This is a genomic window from Rhodococcus sp. 008 (genome assembly GCF_001682295.1).
Classification (GTDB): Bacteria; Actinomycetota; Actinomycetes; order Mycobacteriales; family Mycobacteriaceae; genus Rhodococcus_F; species Rhodococcus_F qingshengii.
Map to the genome: position 1 here is coordinate 1,438,899 of NZ_CP012749.1, position 16,946 is coordinate 1,455,844.

The 16,946-nt window shown below is 61.1% G+C and carries 14 protein-coding genes; 3 read left to right on the forward strand and 11 right to left on the reverse strand.

Annotated features, from left to right (window positions below; genetic code table 11):
- Nucleotides 1-133 precede the first annotated feature (133 nt).
- Nucleotides 134-1,309, forward strand: coding sequence for a PucR family transcriptional regulator (locus tag AOT96_RS06815; protein ID WP_197523628.1), 1,176 nt, complete (start codon nucleotides 134-136; stop codon nucleotides 1,307-1,309).
- A gap of 56 nt (nucleotides 1,310-1,365) precedes the next feature.
- Here the strand turns inward: AOT96_RS06815 and AOT96_RS06820 are convergent, their stop codons facing one another.
- Nucleotides 1,366-2,379 carry an AraC family transcriptional regulator gene (locus AOT96_RS06820; RefSeq protein WP_065351473.1) on the reverse strand — a complete coding sequence of 338 codons (1,014 nt, stop codon included), beginning with the start codon at nucleotides 2,377-2,379 and terminating at the stop codon, nucleotides 1,366-1,368.
- Between the two features lie 69 nt (nucleotides 2,380-2,448).
- Here AOT96_RS06820 and AOT96_RS06825 point away from each other — a divergent pair, with 69 nt between their 5' ends.
- Nucleotides 2,449-3,684 (forward strand): MFS transporter, encoded by a 1,236-nt coding sequence (locus AOT96_RS06825; protein ID WP_197523629.1) that lies wholly within the window; start codon nucleotides 2,449-2,451, stop codon nucleotides 3,682-3,684.
- 87 nt (nucleotides 3,685-3,771) lie between these two features.
- Here the strand turns inward: AOT96_RS06825 and AOT96_RS06830 are convergent, their stop codons facing one another.
- The 8 genes from AOT96_RS06830 to AOT96_RS06870 all read right to left on the reverse strand — a co-directional run bounded on the left by AOT96_RS06830 (nucleotide 3,772) and on the right by AOT96_RS06870 (nucleotide 13,510).
- The gene (locus tag AOT96_RS06830; protein ID WP_054827037.1) at nucleotides 3,772-5,148 is read right to left on the reverse strand and encodes an amidase; all 1,377 of its coding nucleotides are present in this window, start codon (nucleotides 5,146-5,148) and stop codon (nucleotides 3,772-3,774) included.
- Nucleotides 5,145-6,359 carry a DUF1116 domain-containing protein gene (locus AOT96_RS06835; protein WP_158170424.1) on the reverse strand — a complete coding sequence of 405 codons (1,215 nt, stop codon included), beginning with the start codon at nucleotides 6,357-6,359 and terminating at the stop codon, nucleotides 5,145-5,147. Before AOT96_RS06835 ends, AOT96_RS06830 begins: the two co-directional genes overlap by 4 nt.
- Before the next feature lie 71 nt (nucleotides 6,360-6,430).
- Nucleotides 6,431-7,318 (reverse strand): alpha/beta fold hydrolase, encoded by an 888-nt coding sequence (locus tag AOT96_RS06840; RefSeq protein WP_047271999.1) that lies wholly within the window; start codon nucleotides 7,316-7,318, stop codon nucleotides 6,431-6,433.
- 42 nt (nucleotides 7,319-7,360) lie between these two features.
- Complete coding sequence (locus AOT96_RS06845) at nucleotides 7,361-8,911, reverse strand: sodium:solute symporter family protein (RefSeq protein WP_047271997.1); 1,551 nt, start codon at nucleotides 8,909-8,911, stop codon at nucleotides 7,361-7,363.
- Nucleotides 8,911-9,150, reverse strand: a complete 240-nt coding sequence (locus AOT96_RS35650) for a hypothetical protein (protein WP_047271996.1) — start codon at nucleotides 9,148-9,150, stop codon at nucleotides 8,911-8,913. Before AOT96_RS35650 ends, AOT96_RS06845 begins: the two co-directional genes overlap by 1 nt.
- A 374-nt stretch (nucleotides 9,151-9,524) precedes the next feature.
- On the reverse strand, nucleotides 9,525-10,529 hold the full coding sequence (locus AOT96_RS06855; protein WP_065351475.1) for a helix-turn-helix transcriptional regulator: 1,005 nt from the start codon (nucleotides 10,527-10,529) through the stop codon (nucleotides 9,525-9,527).
- Between the two features lie 517 nt (nucleotides 10,530-11,046).
- Nucleotides 11,047-12,189: a hypothetical protein gene (locus AOT96_RS06865; protein ID WP_231917400.1), complete on the reverse strand. Its 1,143-nt coding sequence runs from the start codon at nucleotides 12,187-12,189 to the stop codon at nucleotides 11,047-11,049.
- Nucleotides 12,182-13,510, reverse strand: a complete 1,329-nt coding sequence (locus tag AOT96_RS06870; RefSeq protein ID WP_156778932.1) for a hypothetical protein — start codon at nucleotides 13,508-13,510, stop codon at nucleotides 12,182-12,184. The genes AOT96_RS06865 and AOT96_RS06870 overlap by 8 nt, the downstream gene beginning before the upstream one ends.
- A 349-nt stretch (nucleotides 13,511-13,859) precedes the next feature.
- On the opposite strand from AOT96_RS06870, the gene AOT96_RS06875 reads away from it, so the two are divergent.
- Nucleotides 13,860-15,815, forward strand: a complete 1,956-nt coding sequence (locus AOT96_RS06875) for an ABC1 kinase family protein (protein WP_223304585.1) — start codon at nucleotides 13,860-13,862, stop codon at nucleotides 15,813-15,815.
- Nucleotides 15,816-15,829: 14 nt separating this feature from the next.
- Here the strand turns inward: AOT96_RS06875 and AOT96_RS06880 are convergent, their stop codons facing one another.
- Both AOT96_RS06880 and AOT96_RS06885 read right to left on the reverse strand, forming a co-directional pair.
- Nucleotides 15,830-16,561 carry a hypothetical protein gene (locus AOT96_RS06880; protein WP_039973126.1) on the reverse strand — a complete coding sequence of 244 codons (732 nt, stop codon included), beginning with the start codon at nucleotides 16,559-16,561 and terminating at the stop codon, nucleotides 15,830-15,832.
- A gap of 38 nt (nucleotides 16,562-16,599) precedes the next feature.
- Nucleotides 16,600-16,884: a hypothetical protein gene (locus tag AOT96_RS06885; RefSeq protein WP_003939785.1), complete on the reverse strand. Its 285-nt coding sequence runs from the start codon at nucleotides 16,882-16,884 to the stop codon at nucleotides 16,600-16,602.
- Nucleotides 16,885-16,946 lie beyond the last annotated feature (62 nt).

Genomic DNA, 16,946 nt, shown 5'->3' on the forward strand with positions numbered 1-16,946 from the left:
GAGGGATTAGGTCTGCTTCTGTCCCCAGGGGATTTCGGCCTGTTGCAAGCATTTCAGGTTATTCGCTCACTGTCCCTAGGCATTCCCCGCCGATTACGGCCACGAATTTGTGCATATGCCCTATTCTGACTTGGTGAACCACTTCGCCCCCTCACGACCGGGCAACGAGCCGGACGCCCGCGACTCAGGAAGATGGCAAGAGCTGCTCGACAGCCTCGACGTCGCCGAACTGACCGACACCTTCGTCAAACGTGTCGCCTCGATCGCCGGCTACGACTCGTCGCCGCTACCGACGTCCGAGATCGAACGCACAGGCCGGATGGCCTTCTCCGCCATGCTCCAAGGTCTGCGCGCGGGAGGTCTGCCCGATTTCGTCCCCGTCGCGAACGATGTCGGCATCTCGCGTGCACGGGCAGGGATCCCCATCACCTCATTGATGACCGCGATCCGATTGGACTACAACGTGCTGTGGGAGGCCCTCACCTCCGCGTCGTCAGCGACGGATGCCGAACTGTTGGTCCGACACACGTGGATCGTGCTCCGCACCGTCGACGAGTACGCCGCACAGACACAAGGGGCCTACATGGCCGAACGAGAACGCATGCTGAGAGAGGAATCGTCTGCGCTGCAAGGACGCATCGCAAACCTGTTCCAAGATCCCCGATCCACAGACACAGATCAACTGGATGCCATTGCAACCGAACTCCGAATCCCACAACGCGCCCCCCTTCTGGTCATCGGAGCTGCCGGTGACGACATCCCGGCGCTACGAGTGTTCATCTCCGAAACCGAGCGCTCCGGACGAACGGTGTACACCCACTACCTCGGCGACGTCCTGATTGCCTTCACACGCAGATTCGACCTCGACGGACCGCAAGTCACCGATGTCGGCCGGAACCTCCTCAAGCTTCGAGTCGGAATTGTCAACGCCGACACCGGTCTGTCAGCCCTTCGCGCGGCGGCCAATACCGCACGAGCTCTCACACGAACAATCACCAGCGAAGACCACGCGGCTCTCACCTGGGACCGAGGGTGGGCGAGACTGGCCAAACTAGGCCTACAAGAATCAGGAAACGGGCTACTCACCGACGTAGATGACGCCTTGGTGACCTGCGGAGACGCGGAGCGGGCCCGTCTCGAAGAATGCGTGCGCAGCTATATGAAAACAGGCAGTATCGGGGAATCGGCAAACGAGCTGTTCTGTCACCGCAACACCGTGTCCAATCGCCTTCATCGATTTGCAAAACTCACCGGTTTGGACCCCACGATTCCTGAACAATCCGCGAGACTCGTAGTGGGTTGGGCATAGAAGCACTCGAAACCCCTTCCCCTTTTACCTTCTCGGGGCGATCGCTGTCGGAGGCATCACGCAACGAACTGTATGGGCGAGGTAGCTCTGCGTGCGCTGGGAGGCTGCCCGGTAACGCGTTTGAAAGCGCGGCTGAACGCAGCTTGAGAGGTGTAACCAAGACTTCGAGCCATGGCTTCCACCGACATCGTGTCCTGGGCCAGCCACTGGCTGGCAAGAAGCATTCTCAGTTCCGTCGCGTACCGCAGAGGCGGTACGCCGATCATCGCATGGAAGCGCTCCGCGAACACCGATCGGGACACATGGCACTGCGATGCCAACTCCGCTACCGTCCAATGATGTCCGGGATCCCGGTGGACAGCCAAGATGGCTCCCGCCAGTCGCGGATCGCGCAGCGCAGCCACCAGTCCAGAGGCATTGTCGCAGCCACATTCAACCCACCCTCGCACGATCATCGCAGCCACGACTTCAGCGAGACGCGCTGAAACACCAGCAAAACCGACACGCGCCGAACAGGTCTCACGCCTCATCGCAGCAAGGATCGGTAAAAGTCCGGGATATCGCTCCCCCTGGGCGTCGGCGATCATGATCTCGGGCATGATACGACTCAGGCCTTGCATCCCGCCAAGATCGAATTCCATGTAACCGGTGAACAATACGGCGCTGGGAGACAGGTCGGCGGCGAGGCCGACATTCACGTCCCCCACCGCATCACCGAGGGGTTCGGAGTCGTAGCTGTCGATGCCCTGAACCACTACGCCCGGCCCGGACAGCCACTGATGGGGTCGACCGTGCGGGATGAACACAGCGTTACCCGCTGACAGTTCGTGGACGGTGCCGTTCTCGGCACGCAGGAACGCGTGACCGACTGCGAGAAAGTGGAAATAGGCACGGCCCGGTTTCGCATCGAAGCCGATGCCGAATCGCGGACCGGCATGAACGCGACGGTACTGCACTCCACGCAACCGCATACTCGTCAACAGTTCGCTGATGAGGTCGGAGGACGAGGCGAACGTCCCGGCAGCCGACTCGGCCGGACTCTTGATCAAAACGGCCGGATCCTCAGTCATAGATCATCCTGAAAGTCGTATCTAGTGTTGACTCAAAGCCTTTCATGCGATCCAGGAGAAGTACAACCGTTGTCCAGTGATGTATGCAGCACCGCGCCCGATACCCGACCCGTCCGAGCAGCCGCAGTTGTCGACCCGCCACCGCTGCCGGTAACACCGAAGTGGATGGCGGTGATGTCACTGGCTCTGGGCGTATTCGGACTGCTTACGGCCGAGTATCTTCCGGCCAGTCTGTTGACTCCGATTGCCGATGATTTGGGTGTGCCGGAAGCACTGGTGGGCCAAGCAGTCACCGTCACGGCTGGAGCAGCAATCCTCTCTGGACTACTGACGGCAAGCCTGACACGACGGATGGACCGGCGGATTGTTCTGCTCAGCTTCACTGTGCTGATGATCGCGTCGAACTCGCTCGTGGCCCTGGCCCCGAACATGGTGGTGCTGTTGGCGATGCGGATCCTGCTCGGCATTGCGTTAGGTGGTTTCTGGAGCATGGCGGCTGCCACGGCGATGCGTCTGGTACCGGAATCGTCGGTACCTCGCGCTGTATCAATCATTTTCAGCGGTATCGCCGTAGCAACCATCGTGGCCGTGCCGCTCGGTAGTTACCTCGGTGAACTGTCCGGTTGGCGCAGTGCCTTTTGGGTCACCGCAGCCCTCGGGGTCGTGACGCTTGCCTTCCAACTGTTCGCGTTGCCCCCGATGGCACCGCGGCACGAGGCACGGTTGAGAACTTTGTGGTCGGTGTTGGTACATCCACGCTTCGGGATCGGCATCGTCGGCATGTTGCTCGTCCATATCGGGCACTATGCACTGTTCACCTACATTCGGCCGGCGCTCGAAACCATGGTCGATGTCGGCGCCTCCACCTTGACTGTTCTATTGTTTGCCTTCGGAGTGGCGAACTTGGCAGGCACACTTGTCGCCGGATGGCTCCTCCAACTCAGCCTGCGTCTGACATTGGCGCTGATGCCCTTACTGATCGGGACAGCTGCTCTAGGTCTGGCACTGGTGCCTGCAACTCAGAGCGTAAGCGCAGCCTTGGTGGTGTTGTGGGGCTTGGCATTCGGCGGAGTTTCGGTGGCGTGGTCGACGTGGGCGACCAGGACCGTGCCCGACAAGGCGGAAAGTGCAGGCGGGATCGTGGTGGTCGGTGTCCAGTCCGGAATCGCTGCAGGTGCCGCAGCAGGCGGTGCGATGTTCGGAGCCGGGGGTGCCATGGCGGTGTTTTCGGTTTTCGGAGTCGTGCTGATTGCGTCAGCATTGTTCATCACATTGTCCGTGAAGAACCCCGATCACCTTGCGTGACATCGGTTACCTGCATGCGGCGGCAGACTGGGACTACGAATCAGCGAGGTCAGCTGATCGGTGCGCGAGCAGCGTGATCTGGCCCGGTCAACTCTCGAACAGCTTCCGCGCCTCGAGCTTCGCTGCGAACGAGAGAAGACCAGCCTCGGTGTGTGGGCGTCCGACGAGCTGTACACCGACAGGTAGACCGTCGACGTCGGCTGCTGGAATGGACACTGCGGGCAGTCCGATGAGACTCCACGGCGCGGTGAGTGAGAGCAGACCACTTGGAACGTCGACCGGCTGATCCTCGACACTCACCCGACGGCTGAACAGCGGCGGTGTCGAAAAGGGAATCGTAGGCAGCGCAATGAAATCGACCGCACTCAGTAGCTGAGCAACACCTACACGGAACTGTTCACGAATCGCGATCGCCTGCAAGAACTGCGAATCGGTGTACGTGCCGCCCATCTCGAGACGCTCACGCACCTCTGGGTCGTAGAGATCGGGTGCGAGACTGAGCCTTTCGGCGTGGACCGCGTGAGCTTCACGCCCTTGGATGACACGATAGGAGAAGCGAAGTGCCTCCGCGCCGTGGATATCTATTTCGTCGGTGAGGAACGGTGCGACCAGATCGCGGGCAGAACGGGCAATCGATGGTTGAGTGGCATGAATTGATCTCGGCGATATCCAGCGAACGCGCACACCGGCGACGGAAGTGCACTCGGCCGGTGGTGAGAAATCGTCGATCAACGCTGACAGTACGACGTGTGCATCAGCCGCACAGCGAGCCAGAACACCCACGGTGTCCATCGAACTGGCCAGAGGAAGTACTCCGTGCGTGCTGATCGCCCCTTGTGTGGGGCGAATGCCGACGACGCCGCAGCATGCTGCGGGGATTCGCACGGAACCACCGGTATCGGTGCCGAGTGCGACTGGAACGATGCCGGCAGCGACGGCGGCCGCCGAACCGCTACTAGACCCTCCGGACATGTGCCCTAATGCATGTGGGTTACGAGTGGGTCCAGTAGCAGCACGATCCCCCGTCGGACCGTTCGCGAATTCATGCGTCGTCGTCTTCCCGATCACTATCGCACCTGCTCGTCTGAGCCGCTCGACGCAATCTGCATCGCGAGTGGCGATCCGATTCACGAAATGGCGCGAACTAGCGGTCGTCGGCAGACCTCGTACATCGATCATGTCCTTCACCGCTATCGGCACCCCGTGCAGCGGACCCCGGTCAGCACCTGCGGCCAATTCTCGATCGGCGGCGGCTGCGGCGGCACGAGCTCCGGCCACGTCGATGGTGACGAACGCGTTGATTGTCGATTGCGAGCTCTCGGCCTCCTCGATGGCAATCCCGATCAAGTCCGCTGACGTGACCCGACGTGCCCGAAGGTCCGCAGCCAGGTCCGTGATGGTTCTTCGGCTGAAGTAGCCGCCAGTTGCGGATACGTGGACGGCCGAAGGGGGATTCTCCGTCATGCCGCCGACACGGTGAGCGCCGCGATGGCCTCGCGGAAGGGTTCGATCGGGGCGATGAGCAGACCGGCGCCCGCGTGTCCGCCCTCACGCAGGGCGGCACCCATGTGGATACGTGGAGTGATCGCGGTGGAAACCACACGTGCCGCGTCGATTCCGAACGGAACGCCACGAAACTCTAGATACGGAATCTTCCACTGGGGGTGCTCAGTGTGAGTAATGCCGTACATTGCCTCCGTCGTTTCGACCATGTTCTGAGCCGATCCGCCGCTGTAATCCTGAAGCGAAAAAGCAGCCGCCGCCGAAAGGCCGCCGAGTCCCACCGTCTCGGTGATCAGGCTCTCCCCGCCCATGTACGCAGTATCCTCAGCGGTGATCCCGTCGAAATATTTCGCCTGCAACGTGGGAATCGGCGCGCGAAACCATCGCTGGCCGGTGCCAGCTGTACGAATCGCGAACTCCTTCCCGCTCAACGCCATAGCGGTGACGATGCTGCTGTGCGGTGTATTGCTGGCGGTTGTCGCGATGCTCTTACCCGTCGCCATCGCGACATGGAGAAAGAACAGATCGTTCTGACTGAGGAAGTTCAGAACGTCGCGGGTTGCTGCGGTGAAGCCGTTGGCCTCGAGAACAGACTCGTAGATCTGCTCGAAGAACACCGCTGTTGCCGCTGTATTACGGCTGTGCAAGTCATCGCCCATGCCGAGGGCACGCCGAATGATGGGACTGGTGTGTAGACCGCCGTTGTGTCGTAGTGCCGCTGAGAGGGCTGGTCCGAGCACGTCCTTGATCCAGGTCAATTGTTGGTGTACAGCCTCGTTCCATACCCCGTAGGTGAGGCGTTCGCGGGCACTTCCCTCGTAGAGAACGCAGTGTCCGCGCGAACCCGACATCGAATCTTCGACAACGAGGACAGGCATCGACGCCGTCGTCACCCCGGTCAGCGAGCCTACGCACCCGTAGTCATGGCACGGCCGGACGAGGATGTCTCCCGCATGCAGGAGAGCGTCGGCCTCTTCCACCGAGTTCGCGAGCCCCTCGAAGAGTGCTGCTCCCAGTATCGCTCGGCGCTGGCCTCCTTCGTATGCAGGCCAGGGCAACGGGGCTCCCGAGGTGAGGATGGTGTGGCGGGTCATGCCGGGCAGCGCATCGAGTGCCGGGGTGACATCGATCAAGACGGGGTCTGCTTGCAGCATCGCATTCACTGCGACCATATTTGCATGAATTCGCCTGTCCGACAATAGGTCTTGCATAGAATCTGCCTTTTGCTCGAGCTGTGTGTCGGTCATGCCCACCGACCGAGGAAATCGATCACAGCAGCATTGACTTCAGCGGGTTTGGACGCACTCAGGAAGTGATGCCCGTTCGGGATCGTCTCGAGGCGCACTTCGGCCGCACGGGTGAACAGTTTGATTTCGTCCTCGGCGTTGGCCACTGAATAAACCTGGTCTGCCGTGCCGTGGAGCCACAGAACCGGCTGCGTCACTTCGTCCAATCGCCCGAACAACCCGTCGCGATCACGGAGATTGATCGTGGCGAGCCGCAGTCGGTGCCGGCCCGCGTCGCCGGAGTAGTTCGTGCGGTAGATCTCGAGCCACCTCACTCGGTCTTCCGGGCTCAAGCCTCCCAGCGCAGCGTCGAAGGTGGCATCGACGAAATCATCGGGAACAACCCAGTCGTCGTCGACCGGCTCGCCGAAGGCCTCGATGTAGGGGGTGCAGAATCCCGGCCCGTCCCAGCACCCGAGGTCGCGGCTGCGTTGACTCTCGACGTCCAGCGAGGTACCCAACGGAATCAGGCCTTTGACTACCTCTGGTGCCAGCAAGCCCATTCGGGTGGCAATCCACCCCCCTTGCGAAGTCCCCAAGACGAATGCGTTCGGAATGTCCAGTGCCGCAAGAGCCTGCAGGTTCGCAACTGCGCTGTCCCAGTAGGTGAAATGCTTGTATGTCGAACGGGTTCGGCCATGACCGTACGGCTCGAGGGCCAGTAGGTTGGCCCTGTCGGTCAGCGCAGTATCCGCGAACTGGTCGCGGTACAACTCCGCAGAGGTGGTGTACGAGTTGATCATGACCAGGGTCGGCAATTCGGGGTTGTAAGGTCGCCCGAACGTGGCCCCTATGACCGAGCCGCCGAGGTGGGGGATGGTGATGGTTTGATCGAACGTGCTCATGAACTCAATTCCTCTTCTTTGTGGGGCAGTCCCGAGATCGGGTCACGGTAAAGGTGCGGGCGCTATCTGGCCGGCACTCGGTATGGGTGTTGTCTGGCCTGGGCTGCGGGACGGCTCTCGGGCCGACTCGAAGAGCTGATCAACTCGTTCCAACTCTTCCCGGTCACTGGCTCGAAGGAGGCTGACCGCGACGAAGACGACAAGATTGGCTACGAGGCCGACCAGTCCGGAACCTAACCCCTCAAGCCACGGCACTGCCCCGCCTTGGTCCATGTACGGAACCGTCAGCGCCAGAGCGATTACCGCACCGACGAGCAGCCCGGCGATTGCGCCGTCCCTGTTACCTTTGCGCCACATGAGTCCGCCGAAGATCGGTACGGCAAGTTGGATGATGGCTTGATACGCCAACTGCGTGACGCCGGCCAAGTTGGGTGAATCGTAGATGCGGTACGCGATGATCGCGGCAACTATTGCGGTAACTGCCATCGCAGCCTTGGCGAGGTAGAGCTCCTGCTTGTCCCGCAGTGGGTGAACGACAGCAACGATGTCGTTCGCAACTTGAGTGCCGATCGCTTGGGTGACGCCGTCGACGAAGCCCATTCCCGCCGCGAAAACTATGACAAGCGCGATCGCCAACAACCAGGTACCACCGGCGTCCTGCGCGATCGCGAAGAACGACGATACTGGATTGGCAGCGGCGAAAGGGATCGGCGCCGCGCACAGCGCGACAAACATGAGTAGAACGCAGAACACGAAGCCGATCGCCATTGTTTGCAGCGAGCCCTTTTTCACTTCACGCACGCTGGCCGCAGTGTAGATTCGCGTGAATATCATAGGCCAGCAAAGACTTCCAATGATTCCGGCGGCAACGATGCCGAAGTAGTAGAGTCCGCCTTCATCGGATCCGAAGCCGGGCAGGCTCAGTTGAGCGTCGGTAAGCTTGCTCATGTTCGAGATGCCACCGAAGTAGAAGAACAACAGGCCCAGGCACAAAATGGCCGATCCGATGTAGGCAACAATCCCCTGGACCATATCGGTGAGGATGAGACCCCTCATACCCATCTGGACGGTCCAGAACTGACGCACGACCAATACTGCAATCCCGATCAGGATGGAGTCGGCGTCAGAGAGTTTACCCAGCGATGCCCACTGAACTACCGCGCCCATTGCAATGAGCCCGAGAACGAGCCAGGGCACGAGGGCGACGACACTGATGGCGCTTCCGATCAACTTCAGGCCGCGGCTGTTGTACCGCAGGTCCAGTAGATCCGCCTGGGTCCGCAGGTCGAACTTCTTACCCCACTTCCATACTGGCCGGGCGATGAAATACATCGCGAGAACACCAAGGACGGAGTAGACGAGAAAGTACAACCCGATCACGCCACTAGCAACGGTCAGACCGAAAACCGCGGTAAAAGTCGAACCGGGCCACCACGAATTCGTGTACGCCATCGACACGAACCAGCTCGAAAACGAGCGCTCGCCGACGGCGTAGTTGCTGAACGTCGCGACGCTTTGCCGGTTCTTGGAGATGTGAAGGACAACAACGATGACGACGAAGAAGACGCCTAAGGCGCCAAAAGTGACGATCATCAGTCCACCGCTCCCTGACGACACTCGGTGACCCAGAGACCGGTGACTGCTGCGATCGCAGCTGCGGACACGAGTATCAGGTACCAGACCGAAATCGGTACGCCGATGACCAGACCGTGCTGGTGGGACATTGCGATGTACAAAGGTGGCCAGAGCGCGATCATATTGATCAGCGCGAATAGTGCGCCGAAGGCGATGTTCCTCGCTGGGGAACGACTGAATAAGCCAGTGCGTTTCATTGATACTCTTTTCGTCTCTGCAGGCCGTCAACAGGGCCGGCTGGGCGGCGTATAGCCAGATGAAAAGCGTATGAACAATCACATTCCTCGACCATCGGTCAGTTGACGTATTTTCCGCATACCTCCGGTCGGACATCACATGCGGACACGACAAACCGAACGGGCGAAATGTACTGGGGCATCGAGAATTTCATAACCGGAACTGAACGGGTGAGAATCCGCCACTAAAGACGCGGCTGCTGCATCATCAACGGAGATACATCTCCCCTCACAGCGCCTTTGGCGCTACCGTAGGGCTTTGGTTTACGCCCGTTCCGACTCCCCCGACTCGCTGGTCGTTGCGGTCACCCTGACGACGGTCGCACTCCGGGTACTCACATCTCGCTCGCGAGCAACAGTCCTGCTTCCACAGCAAGCGCGGCGAGCTGCACACGAGATTGGCTCCCGAGTTTGACGAGAAGATGCTCGACGTGGGTCGAAACGGTTCTAGGACTGATGAACAGCTTCTTCGCGATCTGGGGATTGGAACAGCCTCGGGTGACCCAATGAAGAATTTGCACTTCCCGGCAGCTCAACCCGAACGGCCACGGAATCCGACGTTCAACGACCACGAGGGACGTTCCGGGACCCGCCGACAACTCGATTCGATGGCACGAACCATCCGACTCGGCCCACAAATACTGCGCCGGTCGGCCAGCCCAATCCCGGATCGCTGACGCCAACCACCTGCGCGCAGACTCCCCAAGAACCGGACCCGCCGTATGACCTGGCAGCTCCGAAATTGCGCCTGTATCGGTGACTATGACGGCGTGCGCTGCCACCCCAGCCCGTTGCACGGCACCATGAGCGCTCCGGAAGAGATCACAGACGTCAGCGAGTACAGGACGGAACCTCTCGATCACGCTAAGAGCCTCGTTACTGGCGTCTTTGGGGCGCGCCCAACTCACGTGCAGAGCACCGGTATATCGCCCACCAGGCAACCTCAGACACATGGTCGCGCCCTCCTTGAACCCAGCGGGAATCAAGAATCCCTCGGCGGACTGAGTCTGCGCGAACGGGATGTGCCAATCCCTCTGCAAGTCCAGCCAACGGAGGGCGTGCGGAACCTGGGTATGCAACAAATGAAAGCCCGGATTCCCGTCGACGAACGCGTCGTTCATATGTTCGTCGAGCTCCCGCGTGTAGCCTTCGCTCGCCAACGTGACGTGCCTGTGACTTCCTGAACCCGCATCCCATGCCGTCAATGCGTATCCGTCCCATGGAATCGAATCACGCAGGACTCTCATTGCAGCAGAAGCGCGCACGTGGACATCGGATAGTTCGACGAAACGGCCATCGTCCGGCGGGATCATGGCGGGAAGCAAAGCGTGGATCTGCATACGATACTCCTGGATCCGACTCCCCCAAGTACGTATAGGCTCTCATTGTCTCGCCAGTCAGGCAACATCGGGGAACGAGAGGGAAACCGGCGGCAGAGCCACACGCAGTGGTCGAAAAGTGGCTGGGTTTACGCCCACCCGGCGATCGGCTCGAGCAAGCTGGGGTCGCTATCCCCGGCATTTTTGACGGCAGTCGAGACTTTGCAAAGCTCCGATGCGGCACCCGCAATCAAACTGTCACTGGCGGCAACCGCTGACAAACAGTGCGCGCAGATTGGCTGCAAGTTGACCACCAATGGTGAATCGGCAATCGTTCGCGCAGCGATCAAGGGTATACCGTTCGGCACCATCACAATTCACACTGAATCAGGGCCGATCCACACCGAATCGTTGTCGAACACCGGGACCGGCGGAGGTGCGTTCGTCGCCGCGGTGGGCAGTGCAGCAAGTTTCCGGCCATGTTCGATGACGCTGCCAGATGCCCGTTCTCCTTGAAGAGTGCCTATCGCCCTCAGTCTCAGTCGCCGTTCGAACCGCCGAATACCAGTTCAGGCGTGCCCACTACCGATAGGCCGGGGTGTAGTTGCTGCTGTAGGGACTCGATCCCGGCGGTGTCGAGTGTTCCGTGGTGAATCTGGCAGACCCAGTCGAAATCTTCTGTAGACCAGGCGATCTGATACTCGTAGGTCTTGGTTTTCCACGGCTGGTTCGATCGTGGCCTCCGGGCGATCCATCCCGCTTTTTCACCGAGTTCGGCTGCGAATGTGCCGGTTTCGGGTTCGATTGAGTGGACGAAGCGTGGGGTCAGGTCCGTCAGCATGGGCACCGTGATGGGTTCGGCGGTGATCTCCTCGTGAAACCAGCTCATCGACTCCTGCGCCGGCGTTACTGGTGGCCCGCCGCGACCGGTGAGGCTCCTCGATTCTGCATCGGTGGTGACCGGACCGTCCCAGGTGAACAGGGAGAGTTCGAGGTGCTCACCCACTCTGAGGTCGGTGTATGCGGCGCCGTCGATACCATCGCCGGAGTGTTGGGCAAGTACTGCACCGGTTTCCGCGTCGACGACAAGCCGCAGCGACGGCTTCGGCAGATTCCGGCTCTCGCGGGGGGCGAGATCCACCGACCAGCATCGACGGCCGAGGAACTCGACCTCTGTCACCTGCCCTGTCGGGCGTGAATGATGGTTGCCGACCCAATGCTCAACGCGCGGGGTGATCGCAAGGTATCGGCCCGCGCCGGGCGAGTGCACGTGATGGAGTTCGGTGCGGCGCGGTTGGTCTGGGTCGGCGGTGAAGTCCCAGGCGGTGGTGCCGTCGCTGACGAACATCACCTGCCCGTCGACTGACTCGATCCTCGATCGGCGTCCCCACCGATACAGATGCACGCCGGGGAGGTGAACGGGAAGAAACACAGGTTCTTCACCGTAGCTGCCGAAGTAATAGTGAAACGGTTCGTCGGAATTGCGGTACGGGACCACGACCCCGTGGATAGGTTGCCGGGGGCCGTCGGCCATCGTCACCAACATCTGCACCCATTCGGTCATCACTGCCTCCAATACATATTCCGGTGTCGGGCGCCTTCGGCCCAGGTCAACGCGTCTCCCACCGACCGTTTCGGTGAGCTTTCCGGCTCGATCGCCTCCGCTGCTCAGCTCAGACATGCAGGACTCCCGCGATGGCTTCGGAAGCCGGCGGGTAGGCGCGGGTGTCGGCTTGTTCTCTCAACTCTGCTGAGGCGTAAGACAGGAGATTGTCGAGTCGGATTCCTTGCTCGTCGTACAGATTGAGGCGAGCTGTCAACAACAGTCCTGGGTAGTCGCGATGCTGGAATCGGACGTGGATCCGGCCGCTCGGCCAGTGGCCGACGTACCTGGCGCTCACCTGATCAACTTTGTCCGAGAAACGAATACGGTCGAGACCGCGCAGGCAGTACTGCACGTACCTGTGATGGTCGAGTGGCTCGGGCCCGACAGGCCAGCACCGATCGGTGATGTCGATGCGGCCTGTGATCAGCGAATGGATCCCGCCATCGACCCCGGTGGAAAGTACCGACCGGCCGACGGCAGGACGGGTGGCGGCCCTCGCGACCAACCACAGCCTCCCGACCCCTGCTACCCCGTGTGCGACATCCATCCCAGACAGCATCAAGGTCGTCACCGGCGACGGATCCTCACCCCGCAAGGCCCGTACGATCGTGGCGCCTCGCGTACTGGGGTCTTTGCCCCAGTACCAGCGCACGTCGCCGTCGAACGCCCGCTTGCGACGGCGCTTTTCGTTGTACGACACATCGGCGTACTCGCTGGTGCACGCGACCTGCCGGTCTTCCGCGCAGAGGTAGGTGTCGCGGTCGATGCGCAGCGGGTCCGGATCATGCAAAGATATCTGCAATACCGATGAGCTGTAACGCAACTCGAACCCGGCCCGCTTTCCTCCGGTGCTGTCTACGCGCGGCACCCGTTCCCACGGATCGTGTTCGACACCGAGATAGAGCGAGGATTCGTCGAACTCGGCCGATATGATCGCTGCGGCACCTACTTCGACATGACGCATCCCGCCACCCGGCTTGCTCACCAGCAGCGCCGGTTTGCGCCGCAGCGTCCGTGGCGGAATGTCCGGCGAGGGTGCAATGTCATCGTGCCGACGTGTAGTCATCATGCACCAGGCGCCGGCGCTTCCCGCGGCGACCAGATGGCGCCCTTCGGTATATTCGGACCGATCGATGCCGTCGATACCGAGGTGAACCAACGGGCCGTCGCGGTGATTCTGTATCCACAATCCCGACTCGTCCGCCGCGATCTGCACTGGGCCGGACCCCGGTGGTGCGGGAGGAAGATCGGTCCACGCCACCAACCCCACCAACGATTCTGTATGCGGATCAATCAGTGCCGCAACGGGTTGACGCTCGTCAACCACCCACAGGTGAGCAGCGGCGAAGAAGACATATCGAGGGCGCAGGAACCTACGCCCGAGGTGGGCGCTCACGCGCCTTTCTGCAAAGTCATGACATCGACGGTACCAGCGAAACCGGATCGTGTACCGCAACGGTCGCCCGCCTGGTTCGATTTCAGGGCTGCAGATGGTGCAACGCCTCGACGATCTTCCACTGCGGTCGAGGGTTGAGTGCACCGTGCGCTGTGATTGTTTCATTGCTGCCGTGTCATTATCTTCTTTTGGACAGTCGATCAGGACGAGTCGACATCGGAGCGAATGAACACCGAAGTGCCCAAGCATGTTCGACGCTTGGGCACTGTCGGGCTTGTTACCCGGCAGTCGGGGTGGGCTCGGGGTTTTCCTGGATGTATCGCAGATTGCGAACCCCTACGCTATCGCAATGGACTTGATGGTCTGGATCGTCACGACGCCATTTCTTGCAGCAGCACTGGCGGGCGTGATGCGACGAACGCTGGGGACGAGAGTCGGATGGCCGCGAACCCTTGCGGTCGCGGTGATAGCACTCTCGGTGGGGGTTCCACTGTCGGGATACGTCGCAACGCTTGCAGGAATTGCCAGCCAGGACGATCAACTTCTGGTGAGCGTAGGAACAGCGCTCATATTCTTCGGAGTTGTCGCGCTCTGGGTGTTCGCAGCATGCCTGGCCGCATTGGTTTTCCTCGAAGTTGTCCTTCCAACAGGGTCCATCCCCGGACCGCCAGAAGCATTGCAGCGCAGCCGCAAATCGTGGCGACGAACCAAGCGATACGTCCAGATCATGGGCATCGTCGTGCGAGCGGGAGGCGGGCCCGCTCTCCGTGCTGGGCCATCAGCGCCTCAGTTCGGGGACGCGCTGGTGGAAGTAATCAACCGGTGCGGTGTCACTTTCGTCAAGCTGGGACAGATCCTCGGCACGCGAGACGACCTCATACCACCCGAGTTGGCTCGCACTCTCTCGTCTCTGCAAAGTTCGGCACGACCGGCTGATCCAGTCCGCATTGCGGAGCTACTGGCATCGGAACTCGGCGACGCACCAGAGTCGGTGTTCGCATGGTTCGATGTGGAGCCGTTCGCCGCCGCCTCTGTCGCACAGGTACATTCCGCGCGCACCGTTGAAGGCGTCGACGTTGTGGTGAAGGTTCAACGGCCCGAGGCGAGCGCACAAGTGAGCGTGGATTGCGATATCTTCCTTCGCGTGTCATCCCGCGCGGAGACCCGTTTTCCCTGGGCACGCGATATCGGCGTTCACCGACTCGCCGGGGGCCTCGTCACGTCACTGCTCGAGGAACTCGACTACCGCACCGAAGCAGCGAATACCGGCGCGATTGCTTCCACCATGTCGAACCGCCCGGATATCGTCGTTCCGCACATCTACCCCAACCTCAGTAGCGGACGGGTGCTCGTGATGGAACGTCTTCACGGCACACCGCTCTCCGACGGTGAGTCGGCGCTCACCGGCCTCGACCGCGACACCCGCAGCAGCATCGCCAACGAACTTCTTGCGTCGTTGCTCGACGGGATCTTTGTCCACGGCGTGTTTCACGCGGACCTGCACCCCGGCAACATCATGATCCTCGATGACGGCCGGGTCGGGCTCCTCGACTTCGGCGCAGTAGGGGTTCTGGACGGCGAGACACGGATCTTGTTCGCCGTGCTCCTCAACGCTGCCCTCGCAGGTGATCCGGTGGCGACAGTCGACGCGATGCTGATGGCATTCGACGTGCCGCCCGAAGTTGATCGCGGAGCACTACGTCACCAGGTGGGCCGAGAGATCACCCTGCTCAGTGTCCAACCCAATGTTTCCATGGCATCGTTCGCGCGAATGTTCACCGTGCTTCGAGAACACCGAATCGGAGTGCCGGGAGACGTCGCCGCCGCTTTCCGTTCGCTCGCGTCCTTGGAGCGCGCCCTGCGGCTCCTGGATCCGCAGATCGACCTCGTCGCTGCTGTTCGGGCCGAAGTACCCCGACTGTTGACCCATGTCGCCAGCCCGACTGCAGCCGCGCAGGCAATCCTGTCGACGACGGCGGTCACAACCGCGGTGGTCAGGCGCCTGCCTGGTCAGCTCGATCAGATCGCGACCTCGATCGCGTCGGGAAGCTTCACACTTCGCACTCGCTCGGTTGCACACCCCGACGACAGGCGATGGCTACGACGGTCGGCGAACAACGCCCTGGGTATGGCGGCGGGAGTGACCGCGCTGATCGTCGCGGCGATCCTGCTGTTCGTACCTGGCGGACCACAACTCACACCTCAGCTGTCGGGCTATGCACTCGCGAGTGCGGTACTGGGCTTCGTCGGCGTCGTTCTGTGCATGCGGACCGTGTTCCGTTTGTTCACACTCGACAACAGGTAACCGAGAACTGATTTTCATCGCTTGATCTCGATGTCGTCGAAGTCGAGCGCCAGGAGGGTCGGCCGCGAGAGAACGCGACTGCCTGGGCCCCGCGGGAGAACGCGCCGTCGAGTGGGAAAGGTGAGACCGTCGAACTGACGGTGATGGTCACAGTAGAGAGCAGCTTTCGCCCAGCTGCCTACCGGTTCGGCGACGAAGTCGTGACGGCGGATGAGGCCACCGTTGTCGACATAGAAGGTCTGCTGCCGGCAATGGGTGTCGATTTCTGGCGCAAATGTTGCTTGTAGTCGTCGCCATTGCTGCCCGGATTCCTGCCAAGGTTCGGCTTCGGTGACAGTGATGTCGTCGCGGGCGAGCAGCAGCGGTGCGTTCAGATAGTTCCAAAAGGCGTAGCCGGCAAAGTAAGCGGTGTCGAGCGCGTCCCAGTGGAGGTTGCGCCGGACTCCACTCAACCCGAAAAACTCTGGACGTGGGTCGGTTCGACTCCCGAGTTCTTCGCCGTCACGAGTTTCGATCCGCACGACGCCCTTGTCGAACACAGCGCACTCGCCGACACGCGGAAAGTCTTGGAGGACAGTGCGTTGCTCGGCGACTTCAACCTCGACCGTGAACTTCGCCAGCTTGTTGCCGGGGAAGCGCTGAGGCAGCAGACCGCCCAAACGTCCCCGTGCCGTGATCGCTGAAACAGACTGCCAACGTTCGACTCCGCCATGTGCGGTGAGGACTTCATCGAGTAGTTCGGTCATATGTCGACGCTCTCCGTCCCATGACGGAACTGTGGAAATCAGCGATCAGACGGACGCGTAGTTGTAGTTGCGTTCCTCCCGCGGTACCACTGCCACCCCGCGGTGATGATGACAGCGCCGGCAAGGGACCCGAGGATGCCGCTCGGGCGCAATGATAATCCGTCGCCTGCAATCAAACTCACGAGCAATCCGCCGACCAGCGAACCACCGATTCCCGCGATGAACGCGAAGGTCCAGTCCACTCGTGCGGTCGTTTTCCCCAGAATCAGCTGGGCTCCCGCTCCGATGACGATCCCGAACAGGAGTATTCCGATGATGAGCATGAGCTGAGACCCTTTCGTGGAGTGACGACGCAAGGCGCGAACGACTTACTCTGCGCCATCTT

Excerpts from the sequence above, each read along its gene's own strand:
- AOT96_RS06840 (WP_047271999.1), bottom strand. The coding sequence starts at position 7,318 with ATGAGCACGTTCGATCAAACCATCACCATCCCCCACCTCGGCGGCTCG.
- AOT96_RS06855 (WP_065351475.1), bottom strand. The coding sequence starts at position 10,529 with ATGCAGATCCACGCTTTGCTTCCCGCCATGATCCCGCCGGACGATGGC.
- AOT96_RS06835 (WP_158170424.1), bottom strand. The coding sequence starts at position 6,359 with ATGGTCGCAGTGAATGCGATGCTGCAAGCAGACCCCGTCTTGATCGAT.
- AOT96_RS35650 (WP_047271996.1), bottom strand. The coding sequence starts at position 9,150 with ATGAAACGCACTGGCTTATTCAGTCGTTCCCCAGCGAGGAACATCGCC.
- AOT96_RS06845 (WP_047271997.1), bottom strand. The coding sequence starts at position 8,911 with ATGATCGTCACTTTTGGCGCCTTAGGCGTCTTCTTCGTCGTCATCGTT.
- AOT96_RS06875 (WP_223304585.1), top strand. The coding sequence starts at position 13,860 with ATGGACTTGATGGTCTGGATCGTCACGACGCCATTTCTTGCAGCAGCA.
- AOT96_RS06820 (WP_065351473.1), bottom strand. The coding sequence starts at position 2,379 with ATGACTGAGGATCCGGCCGTTTTGATCAAGAGTCCGGCCGAGTCGGCT.
- AOT96_RS06885 (WP_003939785.1), bottom strand. The coding sequence starts at position 16,884 with ATGCTCATCATCGGAATACTCCTGTTCGGGATCGTCATCGGAGCGGGA.
- AOT96_RS06830 (WP_054827037.1), bottom strand. The coding sequence starts at position 5,148 with ATGACGGAGAATCCCCCTTCGGCCGTCCACGTATCCGCAACTGGCGGC.
- AOT96_RS06880 (WP_039973126.1), bottom strand. The coding sequence starts at position 16,561 with ATGACCGAACTACTCGATGAAGTCCTCACCGCACATGGCGGAGTCGAA.
- AOT96_RS06865 (WP_231917400.1), bottom strand. The coding sequence starts at position 12,189 with ATGTCTGAGCTGAGCAGCGGAGGCGATCGAGCCGGAAAGCTCACCGAA.